Source organism: Facklamia sp. P12945, assembly GCF_050409485.1.
In the GTDB taxonomy this organism is placed as follows: domain Bacteria; phylum Bacillota; class Bacilli; order Lactobacillales; family Aerococcaceae; genus Facklamia.
Map to the genome: position 1 here is coordinate 15,473 of NZ_JBNUPJ010000014.1, position 19,025 is coordinate 34,497.

The 19,025-nt window shown below is 35.5% G+C and carries 18 protein-coding genes; 4 read left to right on the forward strand and 14 right to left on the reverse strand.

Annotated elements, in window-relative coordinates; all coding sequences use genetic code 11:
• Nucleotides 1-44: 44 nt before the first annotated feature.
• Genes ACQV2X_RS05795 through galE form a run of 7 tightly spaced genes read right to left on the reverse strand, consistent with a single transcriptional unit; the run spans nt 45 to nt 7,701 of the window.
• On the reverse strand, nt 45-806 hold the full coding sequence (locus ACQV2X_RS05795) for a glycosyltransferase family 2 protein (RefSeq protein ID WP_428873588.1): 762 nt from the start codon (nt 804-806) through the stop codon (nt 45-47).
• A 13-nt stretch (nt 807-819) separates the two neighbouring features.
• Complete coding sequence (locus ACQV2X_RS05800; RefSeq protein ID WP_428873587.1) at nt 820-1,887, reverse strand: hypothetical protein; 1,068 nt, start codon at nt 1,885-1,887, stop codon at nt 820-822.
• Complete coding sequence (locus tag ACQV2X_RS05805; protein WP_428873586.1) at nt 1,884-3,185, reverse strand: O-antigen ligase family protein; 1,302 nt, start codon at nt 3,183-3,185, stop codon at nt 1,884-1,886. Before ACQV2X_RS05805 ends, ACQV2X_RS05800 begins: the two co-directional genes overlap by 4 nt.
• 35 nt (nt 3,186-3,220) lie before the next feature.
• Nucleotides 3,221-4,621 (reverse strand): lipopolysaccharide biosynthesis protein, encoded by a 1,401-nt coding sequence (locus tag ACQV2X_RS05810; RefSeq protein ID WP_428893230.1) that lies wholly within the window; start codon nt 4,619-4,621, stop codon nt 3,221-3,223.
• Between the two features lie 15 nt (nt 4,622-4,636).
• Nucleotides 4,637-5,812: a glycosyltransferase gene (locus tag ACQV2X_RS05815; RefSeq protein ID WP_428873584.1), complete on the reverse strand. Its 1,176-nt coding sequence runs from the start codon at nt 5,810-5,812 to the stop codon at nt 4,637-4,639.
• A gap of 23 nt (nt 5,813-5,835) precedes the next feature.
• Nucleotides 5,836-6,666 carry a hypothetical protein gene (locus tag ACQV2X_RS05820; protein WP_428873583.1) on the reverse strand — a complete coding sequence of 277 codons (831 nt, stop codon included), beginning with the start codon at nt 6,664-6,666 and terminating at the stop codon, nt 5,836-5,838.
• Nucleotides 6,667-6,690: 24 nt separating this feature from the next.
• Complete coding sequence (gene galE / locus ACQV2X_RS05825) at nt 6,691-7,701, reverse strand: UDP-glucose 4-epimerase GalE (RefSeq protein WP_428873582.1); 1,011 nt, start codon at nt 7,699-7,701, stop codon at nt 6,691-6,693.
• A gap of 195 nt (nt 7,702-7,896) precedes the next feature.
• Between galE and ACQV2X_RS05830 the strand changes: the two genes are divergently transcribed.
• Genes ACQV2X_RS05830 through ACQV2X_RS05845 form a run of 4 tightly spaced genes read left to right on the forward strand, consistent with a single transcriptional unit; the run spans nt 7,897 to nt 11,018 of the window.
• Nucleotides 7,897-8,346 carry a flavodoxin gene (locus tag ACQV2X_RS05830; RefSeq protein WP_428873581.1) on the forward strand — a complete coding sequence of 150 codons (450 nt, stop codon included), beginning with the start codon at nt 7,897-7,899 and terminating at the stop codon, nt 8,344-8,346.
• A 15-nt stretch (nt 8,347-8,361) separates the two neighbouring features.
• Complete coding sequence (locus ACQV2X_RS05835) at nt 8,362-9,603, forward strand: aminopeptidase (protein ID WP_428873580.1); 1,242 nt, start codon at nt 8,362-8,364, stop codon at nt 9,601-9,603.
• Nucleotides 9,604-9,627: 24 nt separating this feature from the next.
• Nucleotides 9,628-9,900 carry a hypothetical protein gene (locus ACQV2X_RS05840; protein ID WP_428873579.1) on the forward strand — a complete coding sequence of 91 codons (273 nt, stop codon included), beginning with the start codon at nt 9,628-9,630 and terminating at the stop codon, nt 9,898-9,900.
• 5 nt (nt 9,901-9,905) lie between these two features.
• A complete protein-coding gene (locus ACQV2X_RS05845; protein ID WP_428873578.1) occupies nt 9,906-11,018 on the forward strand; it encodes a glycosyltransferase family 4 protein in 1,113 nt (370 codons plus the stop codon).
• Between the two features lie 641 nt (nt 11,019-11,659).
• Here the strand turns inward: ACQV2X_RS05845 and map are convergent.
• From map to ACQV2X_RS05880, 7 genes are all read right to left on the reverse strand, one after another.
• Nucleotides 11,660-12,418, reverse strand: coding sequence for a type I methionyl aminopeptidase (map, locus tag ACQV2X_RS05850; protein WP_428873577.1), 759 nt, complete (start codon nt 12,416-12,418; stop codon nt 11,660-11,662).
• Between the two features lie 45 nt (nt 12,419-12,463).
• On the reverse strand, nt 12,464-13,255 hold the full coding sequence (locus ACQV2X_RS05855) for an acyl-ACP thioesterase domain-containing protein (protein WP_428873576.1): 792 nt from the start codon (nt 13,253-13,255) through the stop codon (nt 12,464-12,466).
• A gap of 84 nt (nt 13,256-13,339) precedes the next feature.
• Nucleotides 13,340-13,585, reverse strand: coding sequence for a GlsB/YeaQ/YmgE family stress response membrane protein (locus ACQV2X_RS05860; protein WP_428873575.1), 246 nt, complete (start codon nt 13,583-13,585; stop codon nt 13,340-13,342).
• Nucleotides 13,586-13,694: 109 nt separating this feature from the next.
• A complete protein-coding gene (locus ACQV2X_RS05865; RefSeq protein WP_428873574.1) occupies nt 13,695-14,846 on the reverse strand; it encodes a glycosyltransferase family 4 protein in 1,152 nt (383 codons plus the stop codon).
• A gap of 97 nt (nt 14,847-14,943) precedes the next feature.
• Nucleotides 14,944-16,212 carry a DEAD/DEAH box helicase gene (locus ACQV2X_RS05870; protein ID WP_428873573.1) on the reverse strand — a complete coding sequence of 423 codons (1,269 nt, stop codon included), beginning with the start codon at nt 16,210-16,212 and terminating at the stop codon, nt 14,944-14,946.
• A gap of 61 nt (nt 16,213-16,273) precedes the next feature.
• Entirely contained in the window at nt 16,274-17,284 is a 1,011-nt protein-coding gene (locus ACQV2X_RS05875) for a Gfo/Idh/MocA family protein (RefSeq protein WP_428873572.1), read from the reverse strand.
• A 25-nt stretch (nt 17,285-17,309) separates the two neighbouring features.
• Nucleotides 17,310-19,013, reverse strand: a complete 1,704-nt coding sequence (locus tag ACQV2X_RS05880) for a M3 family oligoendopeptidase (protein WP_428873571.1) — start codon at nt 19,011-19,013, stop codon at nt 17,310-17,312.
• Between the last annotated feature and the right edge of the window lie 12 nt (nt 19,014-19,025).

The window sequence follows — 19,025 nt, forward strand, 5'->3', positions numbered from 1 at the left end:
TTCTCCTAACCTTATTTAGCTATCTTATATAATTGCTTGTTAAATTATAACCGCCTTTTAATTGCCTGAAAAACATAATGACTATAATAATATATGCACTGATATAGTGGTAATTTTTCTAAATGGCGATAAGTGTACCATGTTCGCTTAAGAGCTGAAAGCTTGTTGGAGGAAATAGAACCAGAAACTTGACGATAGTGATTAAGCACTTCATTTAAAGCATAAGCTTCAATTTTTCGTTCACGCATTAACATTAGCCAAGTTGCTGTGTCTTGTCCTTTCCGCACTAAAGGCATTCTAAAGTCTCCTATTTTTTCACGATCAATCATTACTGTAGAGCAAGCAATGGCTGTGTTTTTTAGAAGGCCATTATAATCTAAACGTTCTGGTAAATCTACTGTTTCTTTAAGGGTTTCTCCACTTTCATCTATTAAGGAAAAATTTGTATAAGTAAAAGATAGCGCCTTTTCTTGCATAAATGCTAATTGTTTCTCCAACTTACAATATTCCCAAACATCATCACTATCAATAAATGAAATATATCTACCTCTAGCCAATTCAAGCCCCTTGTTTCTTGCTACTGCGGCACCAGAGTTTTTTGATAAATTAACCAATTGAATACGGCTATCTTCTTGTGCAAATTCTTGAATTATTCTCACACTAATATCATTTGAGCAATCATTGACTAGCAACCACTCCCAATTCTGATAACTCTGATTAAGCACGCTCTCGATGGTTTTTTTTAAGAATCTTTCTGCGTTATAAACAGGGGTTATTATCGACACCAATCCTGATTTTGAATTCATCTCACAATTCTCCTTAAATAATCTGAATTATCTTGATTCTTGCTTGATAAAGCTCTGCCAATTGGCGTTGGTCATTATACCACTTTTTATCGGTAATATTAGCGTCTAAGACGATAACAATTTCATTTGGTGAAAAGTTTGCATCAAGACTTGCTAAGTTAGTCGCTTGCACTCCGTAGGTGTTTCCTTCAGGAGAGATTAGTTCTTGAACATTCACTTCTTGATGCTTTTGTTGTCTAAGGATTACTCGCTGACTATCACTAGGAGTTCGAATTAATTTTTCTAAGACTTCTCGATTATCTTGACGGTTATAAATAAAATGCAGATCATTAATTCCCCAAGTATAATCAAAAGCATAGCCTATTTTATGTCTTCGATAATGTGCAATCATGCTCCAAGCTATCGATAAAATAGCGCCTAAAAAGAGACCCAATAAGCCATAGATAATACTTCCTTTAGCCTCTTTAGTTTGAAATGGGGTCAAAGTTTCCCTACTAGGAACTTCTTCGATCAAATCAATTGGAATCATTTCTCCAATTTCTGGTGACCGAATGATTGAGACAGTATTTTTCCCGAGGAAAGGTAGCTTTTGTTTTTCTAATAATTCAGCATATGCTTCGGCTATCTTTAAGTTTTCTTCAGCATTATTCCCCACCAAAAATCTTAAAGTAATAACATTTGAAGCGGCATCTCGAATTCCTGCAAGCCCACCTCGAAAAGTGTTGGTCTTATACATTTCAAGTTTTTTTTCTGCTTGAAGCCATTTTCCAAACTCGATACCAGTTTCTGCTTCAATTTGTTTAATAATAGTTGGTGTCGCAAAATAGTCATCAAAGACAGCCGCAGTTGAAAATAGACTGCCATCTTCCATTGTAACAATCACTTGGAATGAAGCTGGGTCTTGTTGATAGGCATGGGCTAGATAATTATATGATTCAATTTTATCACTATTTATTAAGCGGTTGACGACATACCTTCCTCCTACAACTAATAATGAGATAATAACTGATCCAAACATAATTCTTCTAAAATTATTTTTAATAAAGCGGTATAACTCGTGAAAAACTGTAGCTAAGCTCATATTCCTAAACTCCTTTTACTTTTAAAATCCTGCGTTTGTTCTTTTGTATCGATTATTTTTACCCAACTTATAATTAAAGCAAAAAATACCCAGTGCCATTCAATCAACATATTATTTGCACTAGTAATACTTGCTAGAATAAAAATAATTAAAAAACTATAGAATACAAAAGAAATATTGCTTTGTAAAACAGAGGTCTTTCTCCCCACTCTAGCAACAAACTCCAACCGTCTTATCATTCCAATGTATGCCCATAAATAAAGTAACAGTGAAAGAATGCCGTTAGAAACTAAAATTTCAAGCCACCAATTATGCATATTGGTTATTTCATTAGTTGGCCAGATAGGTCTTACTTTAGCCCAATGCTCGATATTCCCCGATCCTACCCCTAAGCCAAAAGTTTGGGTCAAATAAAGTAAACCATTTCGCCAGATATTCATTCGCTTAGTATCACCAGATAAGCCTGCTTGTGGACCACCTAGAAAAATCACTTCAAAAACTTTTTCACGTATAGGTGGAATTAACATCATAAAAATAATAAAGGCGGTCATTATATAAAGTCTTTTCCCTTGGAAAAGATCCAACTTGAAGTTGCGAACTAGTTGTAAGCCGATAAAAAGAATTAAACATATTAAGGACATTCTTGAGCTGGTTTGGTAGATTAAAAATGTTGTTAATGCAAACATTAATAGTAAGAACATCCTTTGCCAATATCTTTGACTGTAATAGTATAGAACCATACAGAGGGTGACATACGCTAAAAGTAAAGTAGCATAGTCATTTTGATTGGCAAAAAAGGTGATTGGAATCCGAGTCCAGGGTTGGGAATCAAAAGTTCCATATTTATCCAATTTGGTCATATCTGCAAATACATAGATATTACCGATAATTTCGATATAGCCCCAAAATACTAAGGCAGTCATCATCCCCCACATGGCTTGAGCCAGACGAAACCACTGTCTTTTAGTACCCACCCAAAAATAAATAGCCACAATTGATGCCATGCCAACCGTCATTAAAAATGAAACTTGCAGCCAATCTTTAAAATTTTCAGCCCAAAGACCTGTTGTTAAAGCAATTAACCACCAAGCTAAAAAACAAAAAAGCATACGTGTTGAAGCAGAGGGTAACACCAATAAAAGCTTTCGATCTTTTTGTAAAATTTGCCAAGCAAGAATCAGAACAGAAAAAAGAGCAAGAATTCGGTAAAGGGTAATTTGAGCAATTGGCGTTTCAACGGCTAAAATTTGCGAACCTAAAAAAACACTCGTAACTAAAAGTAAACAATATAGAAACATGGGCCACTCCTTTCTTACTCTTTCTTTTCGAACAATTAATTAAAATCCCATTTCTCAGGATTACGCCAGATTTGATAACCATCTTGGATGGTCGAAAACTGAATAATGAGACAGACCAAAGCTAAGCCAAATGTTACAGACAAACGATAAGCATAATCACTAGTGTTAATGAAGGCAGCAATAAACATTAAACAAATGGACATGAGATGTTTACTTTGTTTGAAATAAAAGCCTGTCCGACTTGAAAAATAAGTTCTAGCTAGATAAAACATGATGTAGGCTCCGGATGACGCGGTGGCTGCTCCTAAAGCTCCCCATCTTGGAGTGAGCCAGAGATTAATAAAAAAACTAGGAATCAAAGCCAATAAAGAAACCAATGTATTAAAATAGGTCTTGCGTGAAAAAACAATTCCCAGTGTCGTTGTTTCAGAAAGTGTATACATAATATGAGGAAAACAGAGCAAGCCAAGAATATACTGAACAGAACGATAGTCCTCGCCTAAAATCATCATAATCAAGGGGCGAAATACAAGAATCCCAAAAAAGATACCCGTTAAAACAAAAAGAACAGCGTCTGAAATAAATTTATAATGCTTCATTGACTTGCCTTCATCATGCCATCGATAGGCAGTAGGAACCCAAAAGGTTGCAAATGCTGTCTTTAAAATACCAATCATATTGACAATCGCGATGCCTGCAGCATAAAACCCTAATTCTTTTTTGGTAGAAAAAGACCGAAGCATTAAGCTATCAATTGTATTGAGCACCGAATTAAGAGACATTGCAATCATAAGCGGAAAACCAAAAGATAATAATTTTTTTATGAGGTCATAGTCAACAACAAAATCATTCCACGATAACAAATCTCTATAACGTAAGAAAAGAAAACTATCCCCTATAAGTTGACCAAAAATCATTCCAAAAACCACTACACGAAAATCGCGAATGCCCAAAGCAATTATAGACAAGGAAACTGCAAAAATTAAACTCTTTAATAAAATGGTAAAGCCAGAATATTCTTTTGCTTTTTCTTGCATACGAATAGAAATGAGTACGAAGCGTTCAATAATCATTGAAATAAGTAAAATTGTACTCCAAATCACAATATAGCCTGCGTTAGGATCACTAAACAACCAATTCGCAATGGTCTGATTAAAAACAAGCATAACAAATGATAGAAGGATTCCCATCCCGATCGGGATAATAATTGCTTGTTGAAAAAGGTGTTTTTTAGATGCAGCTTGATGAAATTCACGAGAAAAAGCCTGATCGAGACCAATATAAAGAAAATTAGGAATGTTTAAGATTAAGTTTCGATACAATCCTGAAACCCCATATTGGTCTGCTACTAACAACTGAGTCAAAATGCGGATTTGAATCAGTGAAATTAATGCACCAATAATCGGTCCTAAGGAAAACCCTGTTAATCTTTTCATAAAATGTTTCATATATTACCTCGAATCTATCCGAAAATGGCTCACTTGATGATCTAACACCTGGCGATACAGCTTGGCTGCAGCTTCATTAGTAAGGGACTTAGCTTGTATACTTCTAAATCGTTCTTCATCAGTGGGAATTTTAGTTGAACTTTGATGATAAAATTCAATCAGCCTTTGATACCATTCTTTAGGTTCACAATTTAAAGATAAAAATTGAATCAACCCCAAGCCCAAGTCTACTTCTTGACTTATTTGATCGCTGGCAAGCACGGGAATGCCTACCGCTTGAGCTTCAATGGCTACCGTGCCAAAACCTTCAGAAAAAGAGGGCATAATTAATAAATCGATACCGGCTAATAAATTAGCAACCGGACTAATTCTGCCAGCAAAGAAAACTTGGGCATCAATTTCTTTTTTTTCTACCTCTTTTTCTAAAAAATCCCGATCTTCCCCCTCACCAGCAATCACTAAACGCAAGGGATGATGCTGCTTTTTACTATAAGCTATGACTTCTAAGGTCAAAGGATGATTTTTAATTGCCGTTAAACGCCCCACTTGTCCAATTATTAGACTTTGTTTACTTTTCTTAGTGAATTTGCTTAGCCAATATTTACGACTTGTTCGCTTCTTTTCAAAATCGATAAAGAAATCATTGGGTTCTATGCTATTTGGAATAACCACAGAGGATTCTCCAACTTTCAAAGCAAACAATTCTTCTATTGAAAGTTGAGAACATCCAATCGGTAAACGAGACAATCTTCTATTGACTTGCGCATCAAAAACTTGCATCAATTTATTTTTTAAAGCTGTATTTTTGTCATAACGGTAATGCCCATGAATATAGAAATCAAAGGGCGTATCCTTTTGGAATTGATGGGCTAAATAATAATAAATGACTGAACGGTAACCTGCAATATGACTATAAACTACTTGGTAGGCATTCTCTTGAAAAGCTTTAGCAAAACTATTCTTAAAGGATTGCCAAGAAGTTTTTTTGGGGTTATTCAGAAAATAAATCTGACCACCCGTCTCTTCAATCGTCTGTTTAAAATAGTCAGGAACTTGACTGTAGGTAGCTACATCAAAAACCATCTCTTGATTGCTAGCTTCTTTAGCTAAATTGTGAATAAATGTAGAAATGCCTCCTCCAAAAGATGACATTAGATGTAGGATTCTAATTTTTTGCAAAAGCTTCCTCCTTATACGACTTTCTACTGATTAAAATTTAGGGATTCTAGTAATCTTTCTCTTTCACTTCTTGTTTGTGTGCTAGATAGGTCAAATGTTTCAGTTTTTTGACCCTTTTGAAGATTATAGTAGAGAGTAAATTTTAAAAAATGGTTAAAACCAATGTTACTTTTTACCAGGTAATCCGTTTGATTTAATTCTTTGGCTAGTTTTAAAAAGTGATGATAATCCATTAAATTGTCAGCCATAATTTGACTTGTCTTTTGTTCTTGCCGATCATCATTGTTAATATTTTTGAATAATACTCCATTAGAGTTCTTTTTAGCAACTTCTTCTAACCTATCAAGATCTAAGACAATTAAAAAATCAATGGGCAAATTATATGATTGCGTCAATTGTTCAACTAAAGCTAACTCTCCTTGCTTTAAACCATATTCTCTGATTGTTTTTGACATTTTAGTATCTGATATAAATAAATCTAATTGTGGATCGATGTTGACTTGGACTATCTTTTCTTGATTAAAATCCCATAAATAATAAGTTATTTCTTTAATTCTTTTCTCCCCAATTCGGCCTGCTTGACTGTAATCATAGCTCAAAACTAAGAGCTCGATGCCATCTTTTGCTAAGTCTTCAAAAGACCTATCTTTTTTTTCTAGTAATTCTTGTCCAATAGTATAGTATTGCCATTCAGAAGGATTATGGACAAAGGTGCCTTGGAAAGAATTTTTCAAATCATCCAGATAGCCAAAAAAGAGAAAAGTAGAAAAAACTAAAAGAATCATTACAAGAAAAAAGACCAAAAGTCTTTTTGAAAAAAAAGGACGTTTGTCTGATTTCTGTTCTGGAAACATATGCTTCCTCCGTTCAATTTATCATTAAAATCCTTCAGGATTTTTTTTCTGCCAATTCCATGAATCTAAACACATGGCATATAAGTTTTTTTGAGCCTTCCAATTCAACTCTTGATTAGCCCTTTCAGGATTGGCATAGGCAATCGCGATATCCCCTGGACGACGATCCACGATTTGATAAGGTATTTGGACTTGATTGGCTTTTTCAAATGCCCTAATTAAATCTAGGACAGAATAACCTTGACCGGTCCCCAGATTAAATATTGCGACACCTTTATTTTTTAGATTGTGGCTAATCGCTTTTTGATGACCTTGTGCAAGATCTACTACATGAATATAATCACGCACACCTGTTCCATCGTGTGTTGGATAATCATTACCAAACACTTGCAATTCACGGCGCTTACCGATTGCTACTTGAGTAATATATGGCATTAAATTATTAGGAATTCCCTGAGGATCTTCACCAATCAAGCCAGAATGATGTGCTCCAATAGGATTAAAATAACGTAATAAAGTCACCGACCACTCAGAATCAGAATACGATAAGTCTTGCAATATTTTTTCTAAGACTAATTTTGTATAACCATAAGGATTACTAGCCTCACCCGTCGGCATTGATTCATCAAATGGCGCTTTATGTGCCTCACCATAAACAGTTGCTGAAGATGAGAAAATAATATTTTTGACTTGGTTTTCCTGCATGACTTCGAGCAAGGTAATTGTACCACTAAGATTATTATGATAATACTTTAAAGGTTTTTCAACAGATTCACCAACAGCCTTATAGCCAGCAAAATGAATGACTAAATCAACAGGATGATTTTTAAAAATTTGAGCCATTGCCTGTTTATCTTCAATGTTAGTTTGATAAAAAGTAACGTTTTTACCAGTAATTGTATGAATACGATTTAAAACCTCTGGTTTTGAATTTGAAAAATTATCGACAACGATTACTTCTTGATCATTGTTTAATAGTTCAATAACTGTATGACTGCCGATATATCCAGTTCCACCTGTAACTAAGATTGACATATATAGCCTCCATCCTTAGCTTATTTATATTCTGATTAATTATAGCATAACAAATCTAGCTAGATTCATTCTTCATAATTTCTTCCTAAATTTACTCCTACTTCTTAACCTAATAGGAATTGAGGTCCACAATTGCTATGAAGTTTGATATAATAACACAAGGTTTAAAACAACTTAACCTTAAGGGGGAATATAATGGCAGAGGCATTAATCATTTTTGCAAGTCTTACTGGAAATACCGAAGAAATGGCTGATATTATTGCTGAGCGTCTTGAAGCTCACGGTATCACTACTGATGTGGTTGAAGTCATGCAAGCAGATGCAGAAGACTTTTTAGAATATGATGCTGTATTAATCGGTTCTTATACTTACGGAGTCGATGGAGTACTACCAGACGAAATGCTAGATTTTTACGATGATTTGGGTGAATTAGATCTATCAGATAAAGTCTTTGGTGTTTTTGGTTCAGGCGATACTTACTATGAAGTCTTTTGTGGTGCTGTCGATCACTTTGAAAAACAATTTTTAAAAGTAGGCGCTCAAGCTGGTGGCCCATCATGTAAAATTAACTTAAATGCCGAAGGTGAGGATATTGAACGTCTTCAAGCTTTAGCTGATGGTATTGCTGAAAAATTAAATCAATAAGGAAAGAGGTATACTATGACTTTAAAAAATTTTGATCAACTTCTTGAAAAATATGCAAACTTAATCGTCAATAAAGGAATTGCAGTTAGTAAAGAAGATTATATTTTAATTTTCGCTGATCTTGATCAAGCCCCATTAGTTCGCTTAGTGACTGAAGCTGCTTACAAAGCAGGTGCTAAGTTTGTTAAAGTAAATTGGGCAGACGATACATTAACTCGTCTTCATTTTACCCATCAATCTGAAGAAACACTGACCGATATTCCGCAATTTATAATTGATGAAGGCAATTACTTTGTAGAAAAAAGAGCTAAACGTATCTCACTACGTTCAAGTGATCCAAATGTTCTTAAAGGAATTGATCCTGCAAAAATAAACGCAGCAAACCGTGCTTCTTCTCAAGCTATGAAAGATGTACGTATTGCGACACAATCAAATCTTGTTTCATGGTTAGTTGTTGCAGGTGCAGGTAAAGAGTGGGCTGCTCTTGTTTTCCCTGAACTAAAAACTTCTGAAGAACAAGTAGACGCTTTATGGGATCAAATTTTTAAAACAACACGTATTTATGAAGAAGACCCAATTAAAGCTTGGGATGAACATGAAGAACGTCTTAGCGAAAAAGCACGCTTCCTTAATGAACAACAATTCGATCAGTTGCATTATACAGGACCTGGAACTGATTTCACTGTCGGCTTACCTAAAAACCATGTCTGGGAAAGTGCCGGATCACTTAATGAAAAAGGCGAAGTCTTTATTGCTAACATGCCTACAGAAGAAGTCTTTACAGCTCCAGATTCAAGACGTGCAGAGGGCTATATTTCTTCTTCTAAACCATTAGCTTATGGTGGAACTATAATTGATGAAATGAAATTCACTTTCAAAGACGGTAAAGTTACCGAAGTATCAGCCAAAGAAGGTGAAGAAACCTTACGTCAACTGGTAGAAGAAAATGAGGGTTCTGATTCCTTAGGTGAAGTAGCGCTTGTTCCGCATCAATCACCAATTTCTCAATCAGGCATTATCTTCTTCAATACTCTATTTGACGAAAATGCTTCTAACCACATCGCATTAGGACAAGCCTACGCTACTTCTGTAAAAAATGGTGCTAAAATGAGCCAAAAAGAGCTAGAGGAAGTGGGACTTAATCGCTCGAATGTTCACGTGGACTTTATGGTAGGAAATGCGGAAATGAATGTTGATGGAATCTCAGTAGATGGTACTGTTACCCCGATCTTCCGTAAAGGTGAATGGGCATTTTAATCACTTTAGAAGGAGGTGTTAAGGATGGTAACCCCTTCAAACTTTAACACAAATTTTGAAGAAGAAATAACCAAACACATTGAAGAAATAGATCGACGGGTAGACCGAACCGGTTGGCCGCTTCTAATCATCGGCATCATTATTTTCTTCTTACTTGTTTATCTGTCTGTAAAAGCTTTCTCTATTCCAACAACGAAAGAATATGAAGGCAGTCAAGCTGCCATGAATCAAAAAGTTGAAGATTTAGAAAATCGACTTTCTTCATTAGAAGCCCTAATCGAAGAAGGGCAAGAGTAGATAATATGGATATTTTACATATTAATTCCTATTTCTCAACTTCTGGTTTATTTAAACAAGTCTATGATCGTCAAGTAAAGCAGGGACATAAATTAAAAGTTTATGTCCCCATTTCGCATCAATTCCCTCAAGAAAGAGTAGCAGCTAGTGGAGATTACTTAAATCTATCTAGAAATCACGATCAATGGATGCGCTGGTTTTTTCCACTTAAACACCATAAGATTTGGCAAGATTTAAAAGAATCATACAGTTTAGATAGCTTTGATCTTACTCATGCACACTCACTCTTTTCAAATGGTTGGTTAGCTAGACAAGTTTATCTTAAATATCATGTCCCCTATATTGTTGCTGTACGCAATGCGGACCTACATACTTTTTTTGAAAAAATGCCATGGATGCGAAATGTGGGCTTAGATATTCTGCGCGATGCCAAGCAGATTATCTTTATTTCACAAAATACTTACCAACAGGTTTTTAATCGCTTTATACCCACTAAAGAATTGGATAATCTTAAAGGTAAAAGCCAGGTCATTGCTAACGGCATTGATGATTATTGGCATAACAATCGCTTCAATGAAAAGAAATTTATTTGTCATCAGCCACTGCGTATTGTAACCGCTGGTAAAGTATCTTCTGGTAAACGTTTTGTTGAATTAGCTAAAATGATCGAACACTTTTCAAAAAAATACCAAGCAGCGGAGTTACATATTGCTGGTCCCAATTGGGATGCTAAAATTCTCAAGCAATTGCAAGCAATGGATCATATTACCTACCACGGCGCTTTAAACAAAGCTGAAATGGTCAGTTTATATCGTTCAATGGATCTTTTCGCCCTACTATCTTTCCCTGAAACCTTTGGATTAGTCTATCCAGAAGCAATGAGTCAAGGTTTGCCAGTAATCTATACTCAAAACGAAGGATTCGATTCATTTTTTAAAAATTACCATGTAGGCGTTTCTGTAGATCGATTTGATCAAACAGCTTTCGATCAAGCAATTCTTTATATTTTAAACCATTATGAACGTTTGTCTCAAGATGCTTTAGAAGCAATCAACCCCTTCAAATGGGATGAAATAATTAGCCGCTATGAAAAACTCTATCAATCAATTATTTCCTAAAGGCTTCAATCATAAAAACAAGGGGCTGGAACAAAAGGGCTGCTCAGCCTTGCCTCAAAATTTACAGCGAGCCCAGATTGGAAAGTTACTTTCCAATCTGGGCTCGCTACTTTGCGTATTGACGTAGATTATTGGCCATAAATATTCGCTCGACATCGGTCTTAGAAAAGCTATTGCGACCGTTGATGTCGCTTGACAAGTGGTGTGTTTTTCTTTACGAGGAATAAAATCCTAGGCAGTTTTTCGGTGATACTTTTTGAGACGACGGCCTGAAAAATTGCCTTTAGAACAAGCAAATAACAATACTTTAAGTAAGACACGAGGATGATAAACAGGTCGCCCATCGGCAAGTTCAAGTGGGCGAATATTTGCTTCTGGAATCTGTTCGAATTGCTCCTCGTAGAGCTCGCTTAGTATTGGATCTTCTCAAAGGAAAGCAAGTTTAATTCATAATACACTGTTGCTACATAGAAAGCCCCTCCTAAATAGTTTTGTGTTTCCTACTATTATATTAGGAAACGCTTTCTATGTTTATATTGTTAAAGAAAAAGTCCGATTAACGATTGTACCGTTTACCGAACTTTCTTTAATTATTCAGGGCTTTTGTTCCAACCCCTTGTTTTTATTTTTAAACAATTAAATTATATTTCATTTTCCTGTTGAGTCAATAAAATAGGTCCGTCTGGTCCAATAGCTAATGAATGCTCGTACTGGGCACAGTATCCTCCGTCTCGGGTTCTGGCCGTCCAACCGTTGGCATCCATCTTCATTTTCCAATCTCCTGTGGTTACCATTGGTTCAATGGTAATTGTCATACCTTCTTTTAATCGAAGTCCCTTGCCTTTTATACCATAGTGAGGAACAGCTGGTTCTTCATGGATAGTAGGACCAATACCGTGACCAATAAAGTCGCGAACTACACCAAAGCCCTCTTTTTCCACATATGTTTGAATAGCATGTCCAATATCCCCTATACGATTCCCAGGTCTAGCTTGTTCAATCCCGCGATATAATGCTTCCTTGGTAACCTCCATTAATCGCTTATGCTCTGGACTAATTTTACCTACCGCATAACACCAACAAGAATCAGAGATAGCTCCATTAAAATCTACACAGAAGTCTACCTTTATTATATCACCAGCTTTTAAGCTACGATTAGATGGGAAACCGTGACATATCTCGTCATTAACACTGGTGCAAGTAGCAAATTTATAACCTTCGTAGCCGATTTGGGCAGCGACAGCTCCAGCTGCTTCAATTTTATTTTGAACAAATTGATCGATTTGTTTAGTAGTTAGCCCCGCTTTTATAAAATCCCGTAATGCTACATGAATATCAGAAAGGATTTTTCCTGATTCTTTCATGGCTTGAATTTCTCTTTCAGATTTAAGTGTGATCATTAATAGCCTTCTTTCTAATTTCATTATCGAATCTATTATAACGAATTACAGCTCTTTTTCCAGCCATTCGATTTCAATCCGAGCCGCTTCTTGCTGATTAGTAGCATTATAAATAGTTTGATAAGTTATTATTTTTTTAGCATCAGTTTGAGTCTCTAATTTGACATTAGCCTCTGTAAGAATTTTAACTTGATGCTCTCTAAGCAACTCTCGACCATACTTAATCGCTAAGTTTTTTATGTCATAATTATTTTGTAACCAAGAAGGAAGACTACCAATGGACCAATTTATATAAACAAGATTATTGACATGATGATTAAAATCAATATCTTGATTTGTTATAGCTTGGTCTTTTTCTTTCCAAAGAGTTATATCGTCAGGAAAATTAAGCTTTATTTTCTTAACCTCTTGTTGGTGGTCAATAAGTTGTAATTCTTCTAACTTTTTATGAGCAATACGGCCCATTTTCCTAGTTTTTAAATTAATCACCGCGAATTGCATCTGACATTCTAACAAAAGATGATCTTTAGACCTTATCTCGAACCACCGCTCTAATAAAAATCGGTTGGCCTGAATAATCTTAGTCTGAACTTCAATCGTATCACCATATTGAGGCAGTTGATTGATCATGCAGATGTTTTGCGTAATTACCCAACTTTCATCCTGCCCCAAAATAGAGTCAGTTTGATCAAATTGATTAACTTGATCATGCCTTGTGGAAGTTTCCAGAACAGCTTCTAATAGTTTAGTAAAATTATTACTTTTATTTTCTGGATCGATAAACCAATCAGTATTTATTTTAAATGTTTGAGTATAAGACGTCAGTTTTTCCACCATGTCATTTCCTCCCAAATAAGAATATCAGTAAATAAAGAAAAAAGGCAGGTTCAATGAACCCGCCTAAGTGTTAAGCTAATCAACTTATCTTGTTTTCTTTAAGACAAAGGATACTACTGCAATCAGAATAATCGCTCCAATTAATGATGGGAAAATAGCAATGCCAGATACTACAGGGCCAAAATTAGAGAAGAATTGACCACCTATCCATGAACCGATGATACCAGCAATGATATTTCCAATAACTCCCCCAGGAATATCTTTACCTAGAACCATACCTGCTAACCATCCAATGATTCCTCCAACAATTAAAGTCATAATAAGTCCCATAATTATACCTTCTTTCTTTCATTTCTATATAAATTATATAACAAATTACTACATTTTGCGAATCCTTTGTTTTGTCCTTACCCTATTAAGCGTTTGATGAGCTGCTCTTTTATTGATTTACTAATTTACTAAGATGTGAGAGTTTTTGAGAACTAAGATGAATTGTTTCTTCATAATAATTTAACAGCATGCTGGTGGCGTTTTTCCATGAATATTTTTCAGCTTCTCGACGGGCTCTTAACCCCATTTTCTTAAGCTTTAAAGGATTATCTAAAATCTTTAAAGCTTCCATTAATGACTTTATATTCCCTGATTGATAAATCATTCCTGTTTGGTTGGGAGTAATTTGTTCTAGGGTAGGACCATTTTCAGCAGCGATTACCGGAACTCCTGAAGCCATCGATTCTGAAATAACTAAGCCAAAAGTTTCTGAAACAGATGGGAATATAAAGGCGTCTCCTGTTGCATATGCCTTAGACAAGTCTTCTCCAGTTAAAAAGCCAGTGAAGGTCGTTTTTGTGCCTGTAAATAATTCTTCTAAATGTTGGCGCTCTGGACCATCCCCAACAATTGCTAAACAGATATCCTCTCGGTAAGAAAAGATTGGTAATAAATGATCTAAATCTTTTTCAGCAGCAAGTCGTCCAACATAGACTAGTAGTTTTTGATTATCTAATCCAAAAGTCCATTTGTTATATAAATTCTGATCAAAAAACTTAGGATGCCTCTTTTTAAGGTCAATACCACGCGGCATAACTCCTTCAGCAGCTATCCCCTGTTGGATTAATTCTACTTTTAAACTTTCTGAAACAGTAACATTTAAATCAGCGTCATTATGCCAAAAGCGAATATAATCCCATAGAATTGGTTTCAAGAGCGGTAAATTATAGGAATCAAGATAATCAGGCAAGTGTGTATGGTAGGAAGCTAATAAAGGAATTCCCAATTGCTTAGCATATTTAACAGCAGAAGTTACCATGAAAAATGGATTGACTGCATGAATAATATCAGGTTTAAAATTTTGAATAATTGTTTTCATTTTGCGAGAAGGTAAACCCCAAGGACGTGATTTGTATAAAGGAAAGTTAAAAGAATCCATCGGTATCACTTCTACACCCTTATACTCAGTAATTCCTAAATCAGGTGATACGACAATTATTTCATGACCCAAGTCCTTCATAGCAACTGTCATATGAGCAAGGCGTGTACAGATACCATCTGTAGCAGGTACAAATGTTTCTGTTGCTATTAAAATTCTCATTTCACTTCTCCTTTACCTTAATGTCCTATCTTAATAATTATTATAACTCAATGATAAAAAGATACTGTAAATTTATTGTAAAATTTAGGTAAAGCTTTTATTTTTCCCTTTTGCGCGGTTTCCCAATGTTTTTAGTATTACGCTTACGATTTTTCTTTTTAGCTTTGACTGCTGTTTTTGGTTTTTTTGGATGTGATTTACTCTTGGTTATTCGTTTACTAGACCGTTTTATTTCTTCCTCCTCAGGCCATTCATTTAATAATTTACGATCATAAAGTACTCTTTCTTCTAAGTGAATACTACTGTCATCAAGCATATTTTTTAGGTCTATAGCTTCTTGTTGATTGACCAGTGAAATGGCACATCCCTCATTCCCCATGCGTCCAGTTCTTCCTGAACGATGATAATAAGTCCGCACATCTCGTGCTGGATGATAATGAATAACATAAGGTATTCCTTCTATATCAAGTCCTCTAGAAGCTAAATCCGTCGTTAATAAATAGATTGTTTTTTGCTGTCTAAACTGTTCTAAGGCCATTTGTCTTTCTCGATTGGTTAATTGACTATGAAGTACAGATATGGATAAATTTTCAAAAATCATTTTTGCAGCAGCTCTTTCTAACTCACTAATTTGATCAAAAAAGACAATCGCTTGCATGCTTTCAATTTGAGCCAAACGTTTTAACATATTTGTTTTTTGTCGATTGTTAACTTCTAGGTACAAATGTTCAGTTTGCATATTGGCTGAATGCATTGAAATTTCTAAACGATCATATTCATAATTTTTTGCTTGTAAATAATCAAGAAAATCTTTACTTTTAGTAGCTGAAAAATAATAGCGTTTAATATCTCTCATGAGGCGTTTCTCAATCATTTCAATGTCTGCTATTTGCTGCTCACCTTTTGAAAAAAGATAGTCTGCTTCATCATAGACAATCCATTTAACCGTGTGAACCTTCAGTTTAGATGTTTGCTTTAGTAACTCATTAAAACGTCCAGGAGTTGCCACAATAAGCTCCGGTTTATTTTTTAATTTTTCAATTTGTCTTTTGACATTAGCACCGCCAACAATACTCATAGAAGTCATTCCAAGTAATCGGCTCCATTCATCCACCACTAAAAAAATCTGCTGAGCTAATTCTTGAGTAGGGGCAAATATGATGGCTTGTAGATGTTGGTTTACTTCAATCTTTTCTAGGATAGGAAGCAAATAGGCCAGTGTTTTTCCCGTACCAGTTGGCGAAATAGCTACAACCGGCTCTTCATTTTTAAGGTAGGGATAGACTTGTTTTTGAATAGGTGTTGCCTCGGAAAAATGTTTTTCTTGCCAGTGTTTTTTTAATTGTGTATTTGATAATTCCTTCATACAATCTCCTTCTTCATGAAAGAACGGCTAAAAGTCATTGACTTCTAACCGTTCAAGGGTCTTATAATAGTTTAGCTGACTGACGTAATAACTCAAGAACTTGAACCACTTGCAAGGATAATTGTCTCCAGTTCTCATACAATATTTCTTGATGAATTGTTTTTTCTTCAAGGATCATATCTGAAAAGCTTAATAACTCATCAAACATTGGATTAGCTGGTAAATAATCTATGATTTGGGCCTTCTTACCCTCTGTGTTAACTAAACTCACCTTGGTTAAGCGTGAGATATCATTAATGATAAAAGTTTCTTGGCCAATATAAATTTCACTCGGCATCAAAGAATGAACAGTCTTGGACAAAAAGATTGAAACTTGTGTTTGAGCATACTTTAAAATGACTGTACCAAACAAATCAACTTGTCGTCCATCATCTATCGCATGATAGTAAACAGATTCAGGAAGACCAAATAAGTCGAGCGCTATGTATAAAGGATAGACACCTAAATCCATCAAGGAACCACCATGAAAATCAGCATTAAAAACATTCGGAACTTGCCAACCCTTTTCTTTGGATTCTAAGTAAGTTTCATAGCGAGAAGAGTATTGTCCCATATTAAAGTTAGCACCATATAAAGGACTGTCCAACTCTTTCATTTTATGTTTAATTAAAGGCTTCAAACGACTATAATTTCGACTATGATAGTGCATTGCCGCTTCAAATACATAAACTCCGACTTCGTCAGCGAGTGAATAGAGCTCATGCCATTGAGCCGAGGAGGTTACCATAGGTTTTTCAATAATTACATGCTTTTTTGCTTTTACAGCTTGGATAGCCTGCTGAAAATGAAAGGAGTTAGGACTAGCGATATAAATCACTTCGATTTTAGGATCATAGAGAATATTATTTAATTCATTGGTAAAATAATCGGCATCATGTTTTTGTGCAAGCTGTTTAGCCGAGTCAAGATAACGTGAATAAACCGCTGTGAGATGGTAACGCTGTGTTAACCGAGCCGCATTCATCATTTGCTCAGTAATCCATGAGCTACCGATCGTCGCATAGTTCAACATGACAAACGCTCCTTTAGGATCACCATTATTTTCTTAAAGTTTCTTCATCGACTTGGTCGAGGTAAGCCTCTATACTTGCTAAAGTATCCGCAAGATTGCCAGGTTCAAATGGTGACTTCAAGTTCCCTGTTGCAATAATTTCTGTGAAAGTCTGAGTTCCCCCAACCTTACAAATATTCAAATAATCTTCCCAAGCTTTTGGATCATGATCTACTTGGCTACGTTTCCAGAATTGGAAAGCACATACTTGAGCCAAAGTATAATCAATATAATAGAAAGGCATAGTGAAGATGTGCAATTGTTTGAACCACCAGCCTCCATTTTCATAGAACTCATTGCCTTGGTAATCAATCCAAGGGTTGTAAATTTTTTCTAATTTTCTCCAAGTTTGACGACGTTCTTCTGGTGTCATGTTTGGATTTTCATATACTTCATGTTGGAAGTGGTCCACACAAACACCATAAGGAATAAATTGAACAGCTCCAGCTAAATGTTGATACTTAAACTTCTCAATGCTATCACCAAAGAAGTTTTTCATCCATGGCCAAGTTAAAAATTCCATTGACATTGAATGAATCTCACAAGACTCTAAAGTTGGCCATACAGCTTCAGGGGTTTGAATCCATCTTGAATTATAAACTTGGAAGGCATGGCCTGCCTCGTGAGTCAATACTTCAACGTCGTGTGATGTACCATTAAAGTTGGCAAAAATATAAGGCGTCTTGTAATTTGGTAGATACGTACAATAACCACCTGTATCTTTACCTGGTTTAGACTCTAAATCTAAAACATCGTATTCAATTAATAAGTCAATGAACTCACCTGTTTCTGGTGATAATTCATGGTACATTTCAACACCTTTAGCAACAATCTCTTCTGGACTTCCTTCAGGTTTGGCATTGCCTGTAGGGAAAGTTAGACCTAAGTCATAAAAGGCTAGCTTATCCAAACCTAGACGTTCACGCTGACGTTCAAATAGTTTCTCAGCTAAAGGTACGACATGTTTTTGCACTTCTTTGCGATAGACTTCAACGTCCTTACGGTCATAGTCTAAACGTGCCATACGCGCATAACCCACTTCAACAAAATCTTTAAAACCTAGCTTTGTTGCAATTTCGTGACGCGTTTTAACTAATTGATCATAAATACGATCAAACTCATCTTGGCGTTCTAAATACCAATCAGTAATTAACTCAGAAGTTTCTTTACGTACTTTTCGATCAGCATCTTGAGTAAAGGCGCCAATACTTGATAAGTTATAAATTTCACCTTTATACTCAATTTCAGCAGAAGCTTTTAACTTACCATACTCTGATACCAAGCGATTTTCCTTTTGTAATAGCGGTATAATTTCTGGAGAAAAGATTTTCAAATGATTTTCTGCTAACTTAAAGAAAGTGTGAGGTAGTTCTTCTTCTAATTCTTTACGATAAGGTGAGCCAAGTGTGGCTCGATAATAGTCACTTTCCCACTCACTAATAAGGGGTGAGTTTTCATCCCAGAAATCCGTTTCATCTGAATAGAATTGATCACGGGTATCCACTGAATGACGAATTGAAGTTAATGTTGAATTCGTTTCAATATCTCTTTGAATGTCTTGAATGGCCTTAACCGCTGCAAGTGCATCCTCAGCCGATTCAGCTTTTTTGATTCCCTCAATTTGCTGTTGGAATGACTGTTTTAAAAGAGACATATCTGGTCTTTTATATTCGAATTCATTGAATTTCATGCTTCCACATCC

What these genes read in the sequence shown, in the direction of transcription:
- ACQV2X_RS05875 (WP_428873572.1), bottom strand. Translation starts at nt 17,284, where the DNA reads ATGTTGAACTATGCGACGATCGGTAGCTCATGGATTACTGAGCAAATG.
- ACQV2X_RS05870 (WP_428873573.1), bottom strand. Translation starts at nt 16,212, where the DNA reads ATGAAGGAATTATCAAATACACAATTAAAAAAACACTGGCAAGAAAAA.
- ACQV2X_RS05865 (WP_428873574.1), bottom strand. Translation starts at nt 14,846, where the DNA reads ATGAGAATTTTAATAGCAACAGAAACATTTGTACCTGCTACAGATGGT.
- ACQV2X_RS05800 (WP_428873587.1), bottom strand. Translation starts at nt 1,887, where the DNA reads ATGAGCTTAGCTACAGTTTTTCACGAGTTATACCGCTTTATTAAAAAT.
- ACQV2X_RS05880 (WP_428873571.1), bottom strand. Translation starts at nt 19,013, where the DNA reads ATGAAATTCAATGAATTCGAATATAAAAGACCAGATATGTCTCTTTTA.
- galE (WP_428873582.1), bottom strand. Translation starts at nt 7,701, where the DNA reads ATGTCAATCTTAGTTACAGGTGGAACTGGATATATCGGCAGTCATACA.
- ACQV2X_RS05805 (WP_428873586.1), bottom strand. Translation starts at nt 3,185, where the DNA reads ATGTTTCTATATTGTTTACTTTTAGTTACGAGTGTTTTTTTAGGTTCG.
- ACQV2X_RS05860 (WP_428873575.1), bottom strand. Translation starts at nt 13,585, where the DNA reads ATGGGACTTATTATGACTTTAATTGTTGGAGGAATCATTGGATGGTTA.
- ACQV2X_RS05840 (WP_428873579.1), top strand. Translation starts at nt 9,628, where the DNA reads ATGGTAACCCCTTCAAACTTTAACACAAATTTTGAAGAAGAAATAACC.
- ACQV2X_RS05835 (WP_428873580.1), top strand. Translation starts at nt 8,362, where the DNA reads ATGACTTTAAAAAATTTTGATCAACTTCTTGAAAAATATGCAAACTTA.
- ACQV2X_RS05820 (WP_428873583.1), bottom strand. Translation starts at nt 6,666, where the DNA reads ATGTTTCCAGAACAGAAATCAGACAAACGTCCTTTTTTTTCAAAAAGA.
- ACQV2X_RS05830 (WP_428873581.1), top strand. Translation starts at nt 7,897, where the DNA reads ATGGCAGAGGCATTAATCATTTTTGCAAGTCTTACTGGAAATACCGAA.
- ACQV2X_RS05855 (WP_428873576.1), bottom strand. Translation starts at nt 13,255, where the DNA reads ATGGTGGAAAAACTGACGTCTTATACTCAAACATTTAAAATAAATACT.
- map (WP_428873577.1), bottom strand. Translation starts at nt 12,418, where the DNA reads ATGATCACACTTAAATCTGAAAGAGAAATTCAAGCCATGAAAGAATCA.
- ACQV2X_RS05795 (WP_428873588.1), bottom strand. Translation starts at nt 806, where the DNA reads ATGAATTCAAAATCAGGATTGGTGTCGATAATAACCCCTGTTTATAAC.
- ACQV2X_RS05810 (WP_428893230.1), bottom strand. Translation starts at nt 4,621, where the DNA reads ATGAAAAGATTAACAGGGTTTTCCTTAGGACCGATTATTGGTGCATTA.
- ACQV2X_RS05845 (WP_428873578.1), top strand. Translation starts at nt 9,906, where the DNA reads ATGGATATTTTACATATTAATTCCTATTTCTCAACTTCTGGTTTATTT.